The sequence below is a fragment of the Amycolatopsis sp. WGS_07 genome, from assembly GCF_045278895.1.
GTDB lineage: Bacteria > Actinomycetota > Actinomycetes > Mycobacteriales > Pseudonocardiaceae > Amycolatopsis.
On sequence record NZ_CP136053.1, the window covers coordinates 4,947,335 to 4,963,463 of the forward strand.

Here is a 16,129-nt window from a genome sequence, read left to right on the forward strand (position 1 = left end):
CCGGTTCGAGTGGTTTCCGCCTGGTTGACCCAATGTCCTCAGCTCAGTTGGTAAGCCAGCGCGTAGTACCCTTCCCGTACCCGTGAAGGCCGGGCTGCCGGGGCGGCTACCCTCGGAAGATGCCGGGGGTGCCGAGCACCGCCCGGCACGCGAACTTTCGACCCAGCTGGAGCGTGCACCCCCGTGTTCGACACCCTCTCCGATCGGCTCACCTCGGCCCTGCAGTCGCTCTCGCGCAAGGGCCGGCTGTCCGACGCCGACATCGACGCCACCGCGCGCGAGATCCGCATCGCGCTGCTGGAAGCGGACGTCGCGCTCCCGGTGGTCAAGGCGTTCATCGCGAAGATCAAGGACCGCGCGAAGGGCGCCGAGGTCTCGCAGGCGCTGAACCCGGCGCAGCAGGTCGTCAAGATCGTCAACGAGGAACTCGTCGGCATCCTGGGCGGCGAGACGCGGCGGCTGAACCTGGCCAAGAACCCGCCGTCGGTGATCATGCTCGCCGGTCTCCAGGGTGCTGGTAAGACCACGCTGGCCGGCAAGCTCGCGATGTGGCTGAAGAAGCAGGGCCACGCGCCGATGCTGGTCGCCTGTGACCTCCAGCGCCCGAACGCGGTCAACCAGCTGCAGATCGTCGGCGAGCGCGCGGGCGTCACCACCTTCGCGCCGGAGCCGGGCAACGGCGTCGGCGACCCGGTCGACGTCGCCCGCCGCGCCATCGAAGAGGCCAAGCACGCGCAGCACGACATCGTCGTGGTCGACACCGCGGGCCGCCTGGGTGTCGACGAAGAGCTGATGAAGCAGGCCGCGGACATCCGCGAGGCCGTGCAGCCGGACGAAGTCCTGTTCGTGGTCGACGCCATGATCGGTCAGGACGCGGTCACCACGGCCGAGGCGTTCCGCGACGGCGTCGGCTTCACCGGCGTGGTGCTCACGAAGCTGGACGGCGACGCCCGCGGTGGTGCCGCGCTGTCCGTCCGCGAGGTCACCGGCCAGCCGATCCTCTTCGCGTCCAACGGCGAAAAGCTCGAAGACTTCGACACGTTCCACCCGGACCGGATGGCCTCGCGCATCCTGGGCATGGGCGACGTGCTGACCCTGATCGAGCAGGCCGAACAGCACTTCGACCAGGAGCAGGCCGAACAGGCCGCGCAGAAGCTCACCAGCGGGCAGCTCACGCTGGAGGACTTCCTCGAGCAGATGCTCGCCGTCCGCAAGATGGGCCCGATCGGCAACCTGCTCGGCATGCTGCCCGGCGCGGGCCAGATGAAGGACCAGCTCGCCTCGGTCGACGACAAGCAGATCGACCGGCTGCAGGCGATCATCCGCGGCATGACGCCCGCCGAGCGCGCCGACCCGAAGATCATCAACGGCTCGCGCAGGCTCCGCATCGCGAACGGCTCCGGGGTCACCGTCCGCGAGGTCAACGACCTGGTCAACCGCTTCTTCGAGGCGCGCAAGATGATGGCGCAGATGGCCGGCCGGTTCGGCTTCGGCGGCGGAGGCGGCGGGAGCAAGAACCGCAAGGGCAAGAAGGGGAAGAAGGGCAAGAAGGGCCCCACGCAGCCGAAGATGCGCGGCGGGATGCCCGGCGGCATGCCGATGCTGCCCCCCGGCGGCGGCATGCCCGGCGGAATGCCGGACCTGTCCCAGCTCGGCGGCATGAACGACGTGCCCGGCTTCGACCCGACCAAGTTCAAGCTGCCGAAGGACCCGAAGAAGAATTGAGCCCGCTGCACCTTTCCGGCACCGTTCTGCCCGACGGCGAACCGCGTGACCTCTGGATCCAGGACGGAAAGCTGTCGTTCGAGCCGGTTCCCGGCGCGGAAACGCTGTCCTCCGGCGGATTCGTGGTCCCCGGGCTCGTCGACGCGCACTGCCACCCGGGCCTCGGCCCGCACGGCGGACTGTCGGTGGCGGAGGCGGCGGACCAGGCCGCGACCGACCGCGACGCGGGCACCCTGCTGATCCGCGACTGCGGCCTGCCGCTCGACGTCCGGCCGTTGCAATCGCGCGCCGACCTGCCCACGATCATCCGCTGCGGACGCCACCTGGCGCTGCCCAAGCGGTACATCCCCGGGTTCGCGATCGAACTGGACGACCCGGCGCTGCTGCCCGAAGCGGTCGCCGAACAGGCCCGCGACGGCGACGGCTGGGTCAAGCTCGTCGGCGACTGGATCGACCGCGGCCAAGGCGACCTCGCCCCGCTGTGGCCGGACGACGTGCTCGCCGAAGCCATCCAGGTCGCCCACGACCTCGGCGCGCGCGTCACGGCGCACGTGTTCGGCGAAGCGGCGTTGCCGGGCTTGATCGGCGCGGGCATCGACTGTCTCGAACACGGCACCGCGCTGTCGCCAGACCAGCTCGCCGAACTCGCACGCCGCGACGTCGCGCTGGTGCCCACGCTCATCAACATCGAGAACTTCCCGGGCATCGCGGACAAAGCGGGCAAGTACCCGACGTACGCGGCCCACATGCGCGCGTTGCACGCTGGCGTCGCCGAGATGGTGTCCTCGGCGGTCGAAGCGGGCGTACGCGTCTTCGCGGGCACAGACGCGGGCGGCATGGTCGCGCACGGCCGTATCGCCGACGAGGTCGAAGCGCTGCACCGCGCGGGAATGTCGCGTACGCAGGCGCTCGCGAGCGCGTCCTGGGAAGCGCGCGAATGGCTGGGCCACCCCGGCATCGAGCACGGTGCTCCGGCAGACCTGATCATCTACGCGGACGACCCGCGCGCCGACCTCGCCGCACTGCGCCACCCGACCCACATCGTCCTGGGCGGCACCGTCTTCCACTGACCCCGCCTCGGCGCGCCACGGCACAAGCACATAGCGTTAACCCCGTGGCCGCGGACGGTGGGGGAAGGCGAATTCTGGGTGCCCATTGGGCCTTCGCCGTGTTCTTCCTCGGAGTCGCCGGCTACTACCTGGTCACCCTCCTCACCGCGTCCGCGTTCAACCGCCACGTCGGCGACGACGATCCGGTCGAGGCGTTCGCGGGACCGTTGCTGCTGCTGGCGTTCCTGCCGAACCTCGTGCTCGGCCTCGGCCCGGTGATCGGCTCCGCGCGCTACGGCCGCGGCCTCGAACGCGACTTCGGGCTTCGCGTCCGCGGCCGCGATCTCCGTATCGGCCTTGCCTGTGGCGCGCTCGCGCTCGTAGTCGGCTTCGTGCTCAACGCCGCCGAAATCGCCGTCTTCGGCGGCGACGAGGTGTCCGACAGCCCGCTCACCGACCTGCCCGACGTCTCGGGCGGCAGCCCGGTCTGGCTCGTCACCACGGCGCTGGTGCTGGTGATCGCCGTCCCGCTCACCGAGGAACTGCTGCTGCGCGGCGCGCTGTGGAACGCGCTGTCGCACTACAAGATCCCGCCGTGGGTGGTGCTCGTGCTCACCTCATTGGTGTTCGCGCTGCTGCACGGCGAGACCACGCGCACGATCGCGCTGTTCGGCCAGGGTCTCGTGCTCGGGCTGGCGCGGCACTATTCCGGCCGGACCTCGGCGAGCGTGCTCGCGCACGCGGCCAACAACCTGCCGCCCGCCGTGCTGCTGTTCACCGGGCATTGACCGGCACTGAGAAAACACCGGGAAACCAGTGACCGGCCGAGTACTGTGCGAAACCATTCCGGCCGCTAGGCTCGACCGGTGAGCAGAGCGAGCACGGGGAGGCGGGCGTGACCACATCACAGCCCCGTGAACCCCTCTCCAGCGCGCTCTCCCCGGAGGAATTCGTGGCCGAACCGACCGCGTTCCCGGCACATCGCTGGGGATTCGGGGCGTTCCTGCTGGTCGAGGCCGTCCTGCTGGCCTCGGCCGCGTTCATCGGCGCGCTCGCCGGGCCCACCGCCCCCGGCCGCCCGCTGCCGATCGGCACGGTGCTGCTCGGCACGATGCTGCCCACCATGATCGCCGCCGGCGTCGCGGTGCTGATCACCGTCGTCCGCGGCAACGGCCCGAAGCTCGACCTGCGCCTCGAATGGCGCTGGGCGGACGTCTGGACCGGCCTCAAATTCGGCGCGCTCGGCCTCGTGCTCACCACGCTGAGCGCCTACGTGTGGACCCAGCTGGTCGGCTCGGCGGACGCGACCTCGGCGATCAGCGCGCTGGTGGACGACCGCAAGATGTCCGTGCCCGCGGCCGCGGTGATGTTCGGCTACCTGTGGCTGCTCGGGCCGATCTGCGAGGAGATCATCTACCGCGGCCTGCTCTGGGGCGCGGTGGAGCGGCTGCAGTGGCGCAGCGAGCGGTGGGGGCGCGTGGCCGCGTTCCTGCTGTCCACCGCGGTGTTCGCGGCCAGCCACCTGGAACCGCTGCGCACCACGCTGCTGCTGGTGATCTCCATCCCGATCGGGCTGGCCAGGCTGTCCACCGGACGGCTCGCGGGCGGCATCGTCGCGCACGCGGTCAACAACTTCCTGCCCGCGGTCGCGATCCTGCTCGGCGCGCTCGGCCTCGCCTCCTTCTGACGCTTGCGGGGAGCCCCTGCGCAGGCACAACGACGGCGTCTGGCAGAATGTTTGCTTGCCCGCTTCCGCCGGACCCTCTCGCCGTGTGGAAGCTCCTGACCTCCGGGCGCCGCAAGCCTGTCCCCACGGGTTCCGCGCGCGCCCCGCACCACACAGCACTGAGGAGTACCCACACCCGTGGCCGTCAAGATCAAGCTGCAGCGCCTCGGCAAGATCCGTGCGCCGTACTACCGCATCATCATCGCCGACGCGCGCACCCGCCGGGACGGCAAGGCCATCGAGACGATCGGCAAGTACCACCCGAAGGAAGAGCCGAGCTTCATCGAGGTCGACACCGAGCGGGCGCAGTACTGGCTGGGCGTCGGCGCGCAGCCGACCGAGCCGGTCCAGCGCATCCTTGAGATCACCGGCGACTGGCAGAAGTTCAAGGGCCTGCCGGGAGCCGAGGGCACCCTGAAGGTGGCCGAGCCGAAGCCGTCCAAGCAGGACCTGTTCAACGCGGCGCTGGCCGCGGCGGGCGAGGAGCCCTCCACCGAGGCCGTCACGCCGAAGAAGAAGTCGGCCCCGAAGAAGGCCGACAAGGCCGAGGCCGAAGCGGCTGAGGGCGAGAAGTCCGAGTGAGCTTCCTCGCCGACTCCCTCGAGCACCTGGTGCGCGGGATCGTCGACAACCCGGACGAGGTCCGGGTCGAGCTGCTGACCACGCGCCGTGGCCGCACGCTTGAGGTGCACGTCCACCCCGACGATCTCGGCAAGGTGATCGGCCGGGGCGGGCGCACCGCGACCGCCCTGCGCACCGTGATGGGCGGCATCGGCGGCCGAGGCGTCCGCGTGGACGTCGTCGACACCGATCGCTGACCCGAGATCCTCGGAAGAACGGTCAGGATGGACGTCGTAGTCGGCCGCATCGCGAAGGCGCACGGCATCCGCGGAGAACTCGCGGTCGACGTGCGCACGGATTCGCCGCAGCAGCGGTTCGCGATCGGTGCGGCCGTCACGACGAAGCTGCGCGACGGCAGCAAGAGAGAACTCACCATCGCAGCCGCCCGCGAACACAGCGGGCGGCTGCTGGTGCGTTTCGAGGAAGTGCTCACGCGCGACGTCGCGGAAACCCTCCGCGGCGCCCTGCTGCTCGCGGACACCGAAACCCTCCCGCCCACCGGCGACCCGGACGAGTTCTACGACCACGAGCTGGCCGGCCTTCGTGCCGAGCTGACCGACGGGACCGTCGTAGGCAAGGTCGTCGAGGTGGTCCACTCGCCCGCCGGAGAGTTGCTCGAACTCGATCACGACGGGCGCTCGGTGTTGGTACCTTTCGTCCGCGCCATCGTTCCGGTGGTGGATGTCGCGGGGGGCCGGGTCGTGCTCGATCCGCCCGAAGGCCTCCTCGACGCTGACTGAGGGGGAGTTCGTGAAGTTCTGGGTGAAGGCCGCCTTCGCGGCCGTTTTGGCCACCGCATTCGCCGCGCCGCCCGCGCAGGCCGCTTCGCCGGTGTACGGCGACTTTTCGCTGATGTTCCAGCGCAGCGCCGGCCAGTACGCCCCGCCGGGGGAGAAGGCGTTCCAGTGGGCGTGGTCGCCGCAGTCGGCCACCGAATCGCAGATCACCTGGGGCGACCCGGTCACGTGGCCGCCGGCGACCGCCGAGCACTTCGTCCGCTCGGGCGACTGGGTGCTGCTCGACGGCTGGGACGGCAACGGCACGTACTACTCGCAGCGGGTCACCGAAGAGTCCGTCTGCAACGGCGCGACTTGCACGCCGATCCCGTCCGACGGCGGCCGCCAGCACTACGTGCGCTGGACCGTCCCGTCCGCTGACTACCGGCTCGTCGCGCGCGGCACGATCACCGAGCAGAGTTCGGGCAAGGTCGTCCACTTCGAGCACCTGCAGACGTGGGGCGCGCCCGCCCCGTGCTCGAGCGCCCGCTTCGGAGCGCGCACCTGCGTCACCCAGACCGAGACCTGGTCGGACGACAACGGGCTGCCCGCCGGGTCGCCGATCCGCAAGACGCTGCACCGCAGCATCAAGATCGCGAAGGGGCTCGGCATGGCCTTCGCGATCGACCAGGACGTCCCGAGCCCGTGGCACGCCGAGGCCACCGAGTACTGGAACTGGTAAACCGCTTGCGCATCGACGTCGTCACCATCTTCCCCGAGTACCTCGATCCGCTGCGCGCCGCGCTGCTGGGCCGGGCGATCGATCGCGGCCTCATCGAGGTCGGCGTGCACGACCTGCGCGACTGGACCCACGACGTCCATCGCGCGGTCGACGACGCGCCCTACGGCGGCGGCCCCGGCATGGTCATGAAGCCGCAGATCTGGGGCCCGGCACTGGACGACGTGTGCGGCGACGGGACCCGGCTCGTGGTCCCGACCCCGGCGGGCAAGCCGTTCACCCAGGAACTGGCGCACGCCTACGCCGAGGAAAAGCACCTGGTCTTCGCCTGCGGCCGCTACGAGGGCATCGACCAGCGGGTCGTCGACGACGCGGCCCGCCGGATGCCGGTCGACGAGGTCTCGATCGGAGACTACGTGCTGGTCGGCGGCGAGGCCGCGGTGCTGGTGATCGTCGAGGCCGTGGTCCGGCTGCTGCCCGGCGTGCTCGGCAACGCGCGGTCCGCGGCCGAGGACTCGTTCTCCGACGGCCTGCTCGAAGGCCCCAGCTACACCCGCCCCGAGGTGTGGCGCGACCTGGCTGTCCCGGACGTGCTCCGCTCGGGCAACCACGCGCTCATCGACCGCTGGCGGCGCGACCAGGCGCTGGAACGCACCGCGCGGCGGCGGCCGGATCTCCTGGCCCAGCTGCCCGAGGGCAGCCTGGACGAGCGGGACCGCGAGGTGCTCGACCAGCTCGGCGACCAGCCCGGATAGGCCCCGTGCGAGGTCCCCGGGGGCCTCTGCCATAATGGATTGGTTGGCGGAGTGCGCGGTTATTGCTTTATAACCGAACGGCTAATTAGGCCTGCGACGCCAGCTGTGAATGCCATCAGCCCCGGGCAAGTCGCAGTGCACTCCACTGCGCGCTCAAGCTGTACGTAAGCCACACGAATACGAGGACGGACCACCGATGAACACCCTGGACGCGCTGGACGCGCAGTCACTGCGTTCCGACATCCCGGACTTCCGCCCCGGCGACACGCTCAAGGTGCACGTCCGCGTCATCGAGGGCAACCGCGAGCGCAACCAGGTCTTCCAGGGCGTCGTGATCCGCCGTCAGGGCGGCGGCATCCGGGAGACCTTCACCGTGCGCAAGGTTTCGTTCGGCGTCGGCGTCGAGCGCACCTTCCCGGTGCACTCGCCGAACCTGGCCGAGGTCGAGGTCTTCAAGCGCGGCGACGTCCGCCGGGCGAAGCTGTACTACCTGCGCGAGCTGCGCGGCAAGAAGGCCAAGATCAAGGAGCGCCGCGAGAACCGCGAGACCACCTCCGCTTCCTGAGTGACGAACCGGTTACCGGTAGCCTGGCGACGTGGTCGAACCTGTGTCGCGGAACGCCGATGAGGACGACCCCGAACGCCCGGACGAGGACCAGGAACGGTCCGGCGGGCGTCGGGGGTCGCACCGGCGGGGCAAGCCCTCGAAAAAGCGGTCGTTCTGGAAGGAACTGCCGATCCTGATCGTGATCGCCCTGGTGCTCACGATCCTGATCCAGGCGTTCCTCGCCAAGGTCTACATGATCCCGTCGGGGTCCATGGAGTCCACGCTGCACGGCTGCCCCGGCTGCACCGGCGACCGGATCCTGGTCGACCGCGTCACCTACGACTTCACCGACCCCTCCCCGGGGGACGTGATCGTGTTCAAGGGCCCGCCCGCGTGGACCGAGAACGAGATCGCGCCGCAGGAGTCGAGCAACATCGTCGTGCGCGCGCTGCGCGGTCTCGGCTCGCTGGTCGGGTTCGCCCCGCCGGACGAGCGGGACTTCGTCAAGCGCGTCATCGCCACCGGCGGCCAGACGGTCCAGTGCTGCGACGACCGCAACCGGGTGATGGTCGACGGCAAGGCCCTCGACGAGCCCTACATCCACTGGGAAGACGACAACCACCGCGTGCAGGAGTCGTTCGCCCCGGTGAAGGTCCCGCAGGGCGCGCTCTGGGTGATGGGCGACAACCGCAACAACTCCGCCGACTCGCGCTACCAGGGCGGCGGCGGTCCCAACGGTGCCGTTCCGGTGGACGACGTCATCGGCAAGGCCCGCATCATCGTGCTGCCGCCGAGCCGCTGGGGCGGCATCACGGACCACAATCCGCAGGAGAACGCGCAGCCGGTCGCGCTCGGCGCGCCCGCGTGGCAGCAAGGGCTGCCGCTCGGCATCGGCTTCGCCACCGCGGTGCCGACGCTCTTCGTCGGCCGCCGGCTGAAAGCGGGCCTCCGCAAGGCGGCCGGCCGGAGACGGTAAGCGGTGCGCTCCGTCCGTGACTTCCGGGTGGTGCTTCGGTGACTCTCCCTCCTCCCCGCACTCCGGCAGAACCGCTGCGCCCGCCGCGCGCGGTGGTGCGCGGCGAGCTGTTCTGGGGTTTGCAAGGCGCACTCGAACGACGCGGCCTCGGCCCGGTCGCTGGGGTCGACGAGGCCGGTGCCGGAGCGTGCGCGGGCCCGCTCGTGGTCGCTTCGTGCGTGCTCCGTCCCGGCGACAGCGCCCGCCTGCCCGAGCTGACCGATTCGAAAATGCTCACCGCGAAGGCCAGGGACCGGGTTTACGACCGGGTCCTGCAACGCGCCCTCGACTACTCGGTGATCGTCATTCCTTCCGAGCAGGTGGATCTGCTCGGCATCCGGGTGATGAACCTGGAGGGCATGCGCCGCGCCGTCGCCGGCCTGCGCACTCATCCCGGATACGTCCTCACCGACGGTTTCCCGGTCCCCGGCATCCCCGCGCCGAATGTCGCGGTGATCAAGGGGGACCGCAGCGTCGCGAGCATCGCGGCGGCGTCCGTCCTGGCGAAGGTGACGAGGGACCGGATCATGACCGGCCTGCACGAAGAGCTGCCCGCCTACGGCTTCGACGTGCACAAGGGCTACAGCACCTCGGACCATCTGGCTGCGCTGAGCGAGCACGGCCCGAGCCCGGTGCACCGCTGGTCCTACACGAATGTCGCGACCGTTGCCCTCGCACACGGGCTCACTGCCCCGCATCCGGTCGTGCTGACCTACGCTGCACTGGAGAATGCGCTGGAAAAAGCGGGCGGGCCGGTCCGTGCCCCGGGCCGCTCGGTGGGTAAGAATGAACGCTCCGCCGCCGGAGCAGGACGAACGCGAGGAGGGGCGCGGATTTCATGAGCGCAGAGGATCTCGAGAAGTACGAGACCGAGATGGAACTGTCGCTGTACCGCGAGTACCGCGACATAGTGGGCCAGTTCTCGTACGTGGTGGAGACCGAGCGGCGGTTCTACCTGGCCAACGCAGTGGACGTCCAGGTCCGCGACGGCGGCGGCGAGGTGTACTTCGAGGTGCGCATGTCGGACGCCTGGGTGTGGGACATGTACCGCCCCGCCCGGTTCGTCAAGCACGTCCGGGTCATCACCTTCAAGGACGTCAACGTCGAGGAACTCGACAAACCCGACCTGCGGCTCCCCGAGGACGGCCCGTTCTCGGGCTGACCCCGCCTTTTCGCCACGAGGCCACCCGGCACTTGCCGGGTGGCCTTCGTCGTCTCCACCCGCCCCGCACACCGCCCCGACAATTCTCCGGTCTGCTTGCCCACGGACCGGGCTTTGATCCACAACCCCCGGCTTATCCACAGCTGACCGAAATCCCCCTGGCGCTGGGGCTGATCACGTTGCGATCGTGAAAGCACACGCACCGTGACCGGCGGTGCACCCGCTGTCCGAGGGGGACACCATGAACCACGGCCCGCACCCCGGTGCGCACTGGCGCCGGACGTTCGGCCGCTGGGGCGAGGACCTCGCCGCCCGGCATCTGCAGGCCGCCGGCATGGTCCTGCTGAGCCGGAACTGGCACTGCCGCGAAGGCGAACTCGACCTGGTCCTTTCCGAGGGCGACCGAGTGATCTTCTGCGAGGTCAAAACCCGCTCCAGCACCGAATACGGCACTCCCGCCGAGTCAGTGACGCCGGAAAAGATCGACCGCGTCCACCGAGCCGCGATGCGCTGGCTCAAGGAACACCGCGTCGGCTGGTGCCGTATTCGCTACGACGTCGTCACCGTCTACGCGCCTGATGGCGAAGAGCCGGTCGTGCGCCATCTCGTAGGAGCTTTCTGATGCCGCACGCCAAAACCTGGTCCGTCGCGCTGCTCGGCATCGAAGGCCGCGTAGTCGAAATAGAAGCCGACCTAGGCGGCGGCCTGAGCCGGGTAACCCTGGTCGGCCTGCCCGACGCCGGTCTCCGCGAGGCAAAGGACCGAGTCCGCTCCGCCGTCCGCAACTCCGGCCAGTCGTGGCCCGACGGCAAGATCACGCTGGCCCTGTCCCCGGCCAACCTGCCCAAAATGGGCTCCGGATACGACTTGGGCATCGCCGCCGCCGTCCTGGCCGCCATCGGCGCTGTTCCTGCCCGCAAACTCCTGCACACGATCCTCCTGGGCGAACTAGCCCTAGACGGCCGGATCCGCCCCGTCCGAGGCGTCCTCCCCGGCTTGCTCGCCGCCAAGGCCGCCGGCCACGAACGCGCCGTAGTCCCCAGCGAATCTCTGGTCGAAGCCGCCCTAGTAGACGGCCTGGAAGTCTCCGGCGTCACCCGCCTAGCCGACCTCATCGCCTGGCTCAAAGACGAAGCCGACCTAGAACCTCCCGCCGCCCCAGCCCCTGCGACCCCGGAAGCAGCCCCCGACCTAGCCGACGTCGTAGGCCAACCAGAAGCCCGCTGGGCCTTAGAGGTCGCCGCAGCCGGCGGCCACCACCTCCTGCTCACCGGCCCGCCCGGCGTAGGCAAAAGCATGCTCGCCAGAAGACTCCCCGGCCTTCTGCCCGACCTATCCCCAGCCGAGTCCCTGGAAGTAACCGCCATCCACTCCGTAGACGGCTCCCTGTCGAAGTCGTCGCCCCTGGTGACAGTCCCGCCCTTCGTCGCCCCACACCACTCAATCAGCCCACCAGCCCTCATCGGCGGCGGCACCGGCCTAGCGGCCCCAGGCGCGATCAGCCGCGCCCACCGAGGCGTGCTTTTCCTAGACGAGGCCTGCGAATTCGGCAACCAACGCCTCGACTCGCTCCGCACCGTCCTGGAGGAAGGAGAAGTCCGCATCGCCCGAGCCAAAGGCGTGGTCCGCTACCCCGCACAGTTCCAGCTGGTCCTGGCAACCAACCCGTGCCCCTGCGCCCCACCCCGCGAAACCGACTGCACCTGCTCGGTCCCCACCCGCCGCCGCTACCTGTCAAGACTCTCCGGCCCGCTCCTGGACCGAGTAGACCTCCGCGTCCGACTGCGCCCGCTCACCGCCATCTCCGCCCACCAATCCACCACCCCCGAACCGTCCGCCGCCGTCCGCACCCGAGTCCTAGCCGCCCGCGACCGCGCAAAACACCGCTGGCACGAACACGGCTGGCAGTCCAACACCGAAGTGCCAGGCCCCGTCCTGCGCCGAGATTTCGCCCTGCCACCACCCGCCACCGCAGTCCTGGACCGAGCCCTGGACCGAGGCCTCCTCACCGCCCGAGGAGCCGACCGCTGCCTCCGCATCGCCTGGACCCTGGCCGATCTGGCCGCCCTGTCCCAACCCGACACCGACCACGTCACCGCCGCCCTCGACTTCCGAGAACGCAAATCCGCCTAACCCGCCCCGATTGGCATATGCCATTTGACCGGACCACGAGCCGACATTTCGGACGCGCTCGAAATCCGGCGAGGATCCTGTCGGCCGAACCGCCGCGCTCGAACACGGGCACCCACCCCGCCTCAACGAGATGTCCCACTCCGGACCGGCAATCCCGCCCGCCCGGAACCTCAACGAAAGGAATCACCCATGTCTCACCACCGAGCCGTCCCCTCAACCTCGCCGCGCACCCGGCACCGCAGGCCGAAAACGCCGCAGCACAAGATCGTCCGGCATCTGCATCCGGTGCGGCGCAGGGAAGTCCGCCCCGAACACGACCCGGTCCGCGTCCGAGAACGGCTGGCGCTCCATCGCCATCTCGCCGTCGTGCCCAACGAGAACCCGGTTCGCCGAAGAGGTGCGGCATGACCGTCGCCGTCCAGGATCAGACCGCGGCGACCGACTCCGAACGGCTCGCCCGCGCGTATCTGCTCGGGGTAGCCGAACCACCGGCACCCCACCTGCTGGAGTTCGTCGGCGAGCACGGCCCGGTCGTCGCAGCCGAACGGGTTCGCGCCGCGGACTGTCCGCATCAGGTCCTCCGCGAAACGGCCGCGCGCCGGGAATCCGCCCTAGCGGAACAGGATCTTGAGGAAGCCGCCAAAGCCGGTGCCCGGCTCGTGGTTCCCGAAGACCACGAGTGGCCAGCCTGGCCGCTGCTGTCGATGGCCGTAGCGACCGGAAACGGCGTGAAACACGTGGCCGCTCCGCTCGGACTGTGGGTGCGCGGCAGCGTAAGCCTGGCCGAAGCAGCCGATCGCGCGGTCGCGGTAGTCGGTGCCCGGATGGCCACCGAGTACGGCGTGGACAACGCCCTTGAGATCGGCCATGCCTTGGCAACCCGCCAAGTACCGGTCTTCTCCGGCGCGGCGCTGGGTATCGACGCCGCAGCTCACCGAGGCGCGCTCACCGGCGGCGGGGTGACGGTCGCGTTGCTCGGATGCGCGGTCGACTATGCGTACCCGGCAGGAAACATCCCCCTGCTGAACCGCATCATCGACGAGGGCGGCGCGCTGGTCAGTGAGTACGCACCGAAGACTCCGCCCGCGCGGCACCGATTTTTGGTGCGCAACCGTCTGATCGCAGCTCTCACCGACGGCACAGTCGTTGTGGAGGCCGGAATCCGCAGCGGTGCGCGCAACACCGCCACCATCGCGGGTGCGCTCGGCAAGGTGGTGATGGCGTTGCCGGGATCAGTGCGTTCGGGCAGTTCAGCCGGTTGCCACGCGCTGATCCGGGACTGCAAGGCCACGTTGGTCACCTCAGTCGACGAGGTGCTCGAAACCGTAGGCAGGTTCGGCACGGTGGCTCCCGTGTCCGAGTCGAGCCGTCGTCCCACGGACAATCTCGGACCGGAGGCGTCGCGGGTTTACGACGCGCTGCTCCCGCGAGCCGGACGGGCTCCGGAGGAGGTCGCGGAAAGCGCTGGAGTGCCGGTTTCCCGAGTTCGGGCCTTGTTGCCGGCACTGGAAATCGACGGCTTCGCGGTGCGCGGCGAGACCGGCTGGCGGCAGATCGTCCGAACGGCCAACCGATGATGGGCGTGGCGATGCTTGACCAATGGCGATGGTTCGCGCAGCGTAATCGCCATGCCCTCAGCGAGTGCACGCGAGGACGCGGTCCCGCGTCCCGGTGGACACCGGAAACGCCCGCCACGACCCGATCTTCGTGCTCTCCGCGCCGAATTGCCGGAGTCCGCCGAGTCGGTGGTGGCTGGTTACGAACGGCATCTGTCGCTGGAGCGTGGGCTGTCGCCGCACACCGTGCGCGCGTACGTCGGCGACGTCGTTTCGCTGTTGGCGTTCCTGACCGTGGGGGAGGGCGACCGTCCCGCGCGGCGCTTTGAGGACTTGGACGTCACGCAGCTGCGCGCGTGGCTCGCGGGACAACGCTCGGACGGCGCCGGGCGCACCACTCTCGCGCGCCGCGCCGCGGCCGCGCGCACGTTCACGGCTTGGGCGCACCGCACGGGCTTGCTGAAGTCGGACCCAGGCGGGCGGCTGTCCGCGCCGCGCGCGCACCGGAACCTGCCCGGAGTGCTGCGGGCTGAGCAGGCTGGCGCGCTCATGGACGCCTCCGCGAAAGGGGCGGCTGAACGGGATCCGGTTGCGCTGCGTGATCGCGCGTTAGTCGAGTTGCTGTACGCGACCGGCATTCGGGTGTCGGAATTGTGCGGACTGGACGTCGGCAGTGTGGACTTTTCCCGGCGCGTGGTTTCGGTGGTGGGCAAAGGAGACAAAGAGCGGACAGTTCCGTTCGGCGTCCCGGCTGCCGAGGCGCTGACCGCGTGGCTGGAGGACGGACGGCCCGCGCTGGCTGGGGAAACGCCGCCGGCGGCGCTTTTCCTGGGCGTTCGCGGCAAGCGCCTGGACCCGCGCGCGGCGCGCCGGGTGGTGCACGAGGCGGTGGCCGCGGTGCCGGGCGCAACCGACATGGGGCCGCACGGGCTAAGGCATTCCGCCGCGACGCATCTGCTCGAAGGAGGTGCCGATCTCAGGAGCGTTCAGGAACTGCTTGGTCACGCTACGCTGGCCACGACCCAGCTCTACACTCATGTGACCGTCGATCGGCTGAAGGCGATCCATGACCGAGCACACCCGCGGGCCTGAAGGGGCCGGCGGCGGCTCGGCCGAGGACGGCAGGGCCGAACCGCCGGCGCACGCGCATCCGCACGAGCACGGAGACCACACTGAGCAGCACGCCGAGAACGACCGTGCAATGACTTCCACATCGCAGGTCACGGAAGCCGGGGCGGACCGCCCCGGCGTGCAGGACGCCGTCAACGGGGACGGTCGTCCTGGTCAGGACGTCGACGCGGGGATTCAGGCGCTGTGGCAGCAGTTCGCCGACAAACCGGACCAGACCTCGCGCGACCGGCTGGTGCTGCACTACGCCCCGCTGGTGAAGTACGTCGCGGGCCGGGTCGGCACCGGTCTGCCGACGCACGTAGACGTCGGCGACCTCGTGCAGTCGGGCATTTTCGGCCTGGTCGACGCGATCGAGAAGTTCGACCCGGAACGCGGCCTGCGCTTCGAGACGTACGCGATGCAACGCATCCGAGGCGCCATCCTGGACGACCTGCGCTCCCAGGACTGGGTCCCGCGCGCGGTGCGCAGCAAGGCCAAGGAAACCGCCCGCGCCCTGGAGCGCCTGGGTGCCCGCCTGCACCGCACCCCGACCGACGCCGAACTCGCCGGCGAAATGGGCATCAGCCTCGACGACCTGCGCGATTTCTACGGCCAGCTCCGCCTGACCAGCGTGGTGGCGCTGGAAGACCTCGTCGCCGCGGGCAAGGACGCCGGCTCGCTGGTCGACACCCTCCCCGACGACGGAGCGGTCGACCCGGTGGCCGTCCTGGTGGACCAGGACAACCGCCGCCAGCTGGCGGAAGCCATCGCGCAGCTCACCGACCGGGACAAGATCGTGGTCAGCCTCTACTACTTCGAAAGCCTGACCCTGGCGGAAATCGGCAAGGTCCTGGGCGTCACGGAATCGCGCGTGAGCCAGCTCCACACCCGCGCCGTGATGCGCCTGCGCGCCAAGCTGATGGAACAACCCAGCGGCTGACCTCCCCGGGCCGACGATCGCTCAGCCGGGGATTGCCCGGCTGCAGGTGGCCTGGCCGACTTGCTCCGGTTGGCGTTCGCTTGGCCGAGGATTGCCTGGCCGCTGGTGGCCTGGCCGACTTGCCCTGGTTGGGATTCGCTTGGCCGAGGATTGCCGGGCTGCCGGTAGTCCGGCCGACTCGCTCCAGTTGGCGATCGCCTGGCCAACGATTGTCCGGCTGGCGATGGCCCGCGGCTGGGCTTCGCGCGGTGCCCGCTGCGGCTGGGAAGCGCTGCCTCGGGTGGTTGGGATGGTTCGGACTATTGGCCTCCTTGGCGTTGAGTGCCGCGCAGCAG

At 69.8% G+C, this 16,129-nt stretch carries 19 protein-coding genes; all 19 read left to right on the plus strand.

The window, feature by feature from the left end; all coding sequences use genetic code 11:
* Positions 1 to 183: 183 nt before the first annotated feature.
* The 19 genes from ffh to RPX00_RS23500 all read left to right on the plus strand — a co-directional run bounded on the left by ffh (position 184) and on the right by RPX00_RS23500 (position 15,794).
* Positions 184 to 1,725 carry a signal recognition particle protein gene (ffh, locus tag RPX00_RS23410; protein ID WP_406642460.1) on the plus strand — a complete coding sequence of 514 codons (1,542 nt, stop codon included), beginning with the start codon at positions 184 to 186 and terminating at the stop codon, positions 1,723 to 1,725.
* A complete protein-coding gene (locus tag RPX00_RS23415) occupies positions 1,722 to 2,795 on the plus strand; it encodes an amidohydrolase family protein (RefSeq protein WP_406642462.1) in 1,074 nt (357 codons plus the stop codon). Before ffh ends, RPX00_RS23415 begins: the two co-directional genes overlap by 4 nt.
* 44 nt (positions 2,796 to 2,839) lie before the next feature.
* On the plus strand, positions 2,840 to 3,562 hold the full coding sequence (locus RPX00_RS23420; RefSeq protein WP_406642463.1) for a lysostaphin resistance A-like protein: 723 nt from the start codon (positions 2,840 to 2,842) through the stop codon (positions 3,560 to 3,562).
* 107 nt (positions 3,563 to 3,669) lie between these two features.
* Positions 3,670 to 4,461 (plus strand): lysostaphin resistance A-like protein, encoded by a 792-nt coding sequence (locus RPX00_RS23425; RefSeq protein ID WP_406642465.1) that lies wholly within the window; start codon positions 3,670 to 3,672, stop codon positions 4,459 to 4,461.
* Between the two features lie 177 nt (positions 4,462 to 4,638).
* On the plus strand, positions 4,639 to 5,082 hold the full coding sequence (gene rpsP, locus RPX00_RS23430; protein ID WP_406642466.1) for a 30S ribosomal protein S16: 444 nt from the start codon (positions 4,639 to 4,641) through the stop codon (positions 5,080 to 5,082).
* Positions 5,079 to 5,318 carry an RNA-binding protein gene (locus RPX00_RS23435; RefSeq protein ID WP_003103110.1) on the plus strand — a complete coding sequence of 80 codons (240 nt, stop codon included), beginning with the start codon at positions 5,079 to 5,081 and terminating at the stop codon, positions 5,316 to 5,318. The genes rpsP and RPX00_RS23435 overlap by 4 nt, the downstream gene beginning before the upstream one ends.
* A gap of 27 nt (positions 5,319 to 5,345) precedes the next feature.
* Positions 5,346 to 5,861 carry a ribosome maturation factor RimM gene (rimM, locus tag RPX00_RS23440; protein WP_406642468.1) on the plus strand — a complete coding sequence of 172 codons (516 nt, stop codon included), beginning with the start codon at positions 5,346 to 5,348 and terminating at the stop codon, positions 5,859 to 5,861.
* Positions 5,862 to 5,871: 10 nt separating this feature from the next.
* Positions 5,872 to 6,579 (plus strand): hypothetical protein, encoded by a 708-nt coding sequence (locus RPX00_RS23445; protein WP_406642470.1) that lies wholly within the window; start codon positions 5,872 to 5,874, stop codon positions 6,577 to 6,579.
* Positions 6,580 to 6,584: 5 nt separating this feature from the next.
* Positions 6,585 to 7,331 (plus strand): tRNA (guanosine(37)-N1)-methyltransferase TrmD, encoded by a 747-nt coding sequence (gene trmD / locus RPX00_RS23450; RefSeq protein WP_406643054.1) that lies wholly within the window; start codon positions 6,585 to 6,587, stop codon positions 7,329 to 7,331.
* A 196-nt stretch (positions 7,332 to 7,527) separates the two neighbouring features.
* Positions 7,528 to 7,896 (plus strand): 50S ribosomal protein L19, encoded by a 369-nt coding sequence (gene rplS, locus RPX00_RS23455; RefSeq protein ID WP_009074470.1) that lies wholly within the window; start codon positions 7,528 to 7,530, stop codon positions 7,894 to 7,896.
* A 31-nt stretch (positions 7,897 to 7,927) separates the two neighbouring features.
* Positions 7,928 to 8,854 carry a signal peptidase I gene (lepB, locus tag RPX00_RS23460; RefSeq protein WP_406642472.1) on the plus strand — a complete coding sequence of 309 codons (927 nt, stop codon included), beginning with the start codon at positions 7,928 to 7,930 and terminating at the stop codon, positions 8,852 to 8,854.
* A gap of 92 nt (positions 8,855 to 8,946) precedes the next feature.
* Positions 8,947 to 9,735 carry a ribonuclease HII gene (locus RPX00_RS23465; RefSeq protein WP_406643055.1) on the plus strand — a complete coding sequence of 263 codons (789 nt, stop codon included), beginning with the start codon at positions 8,947 to 8,949 and terminating at the stop codon, positions 9,733 to 9,735.
* Complete coding sequence (locus RPX00_RS23470) at positions 9,732 to 10,055, plus strand: DUF2469 domain-containing protein (RefSeq protein WP_003096226.1); 324 nt, start codon at positions 9,732 to 9,734, stop codon at positions 10,053 to 10,055. Before RPX00_RS23465 ends, RPX00_RS23470 begins: the two co-directional genes overlap by 4 nt.
* 241 nt (positions 10,056 to 10,296) lie before the next feature.
* Complete coding sequence (locus tag RPX00_RS23475) at positions 10,297 to 10,677, plus strand: YraN family protein (protein WP_406642474.1); 381 nt, start codon at positions 10,297 to 10,299, stop codon at positions 10,675 to 10,677.
* Complete coding sequence (locus RPX00_RS23480; protein WP_406642476.1) at positions 10,677 to 12,188, plus strand: YifB family Mg chelatase-like AAA ATPase; 1,512 nt, start codon at positions 10,677 to 10,679, stop codon at positions 12,186 to 12,188. The genes RPX00_RS23475 and RPX00_RS23480 overlap by 1 nt, the downstream gene beginning before the upstream one ends.
* A gap of 189 nt (positions 12,189 to 12,377) precedes the next feature.
* Positions 12,378 to 12,596, plus strand: coding sequence for a hypothetical protein (locus RPX00_RS23485; RefSeq protein ID WP_406642478.1), 219 nt, complete (start codon positions 12,378 to 12,380; stop codon positions 12,594 to 12,596).
* Complete coding sequence (gene dprA, locus RPX00_RS23490) at positions 12,593 to 13,765, plus strand: DNA-processing protein DprA (protein WP_406642480.1); 1,173 nt, start codon at positions 12,593 to 12,595, stop codon at positions 13,763 to 13,765. The genes RPX00_RS23485 and dprA overlap by 4 nt, the downstream gene beginning before the upstream one ends.
* A 51-nt stretch (positions 13,766 to 13,816) precedes the next feature.
* Positions 13,817 to 14,836, plus strand: a complete 1,020-nt coding sequence (locus tag RPX00_RS23495) for a tyrosine recombinase XerC (protein ID WP_406642481.1) — start codon at positions 13,817 to 13,819, stop codon at positions 14,834 to 14,836.
* A gap of 109 nt (positions 14,837 to 14,945) precedes the next feature.
* Positions 14,946 to 15,794, plus strand: coding sequence for a FliA/WhiG family RNA polymerase sigma factor (locus RPX00_RS23500; protein WP_406643057.1), 849 nt, complete (start codon positions 14,946 to 14,948; stop codon positions 15,792 to 15,794).
* Positions 15,795 to 16,129 lie beyond the last annotated feature (335 nt).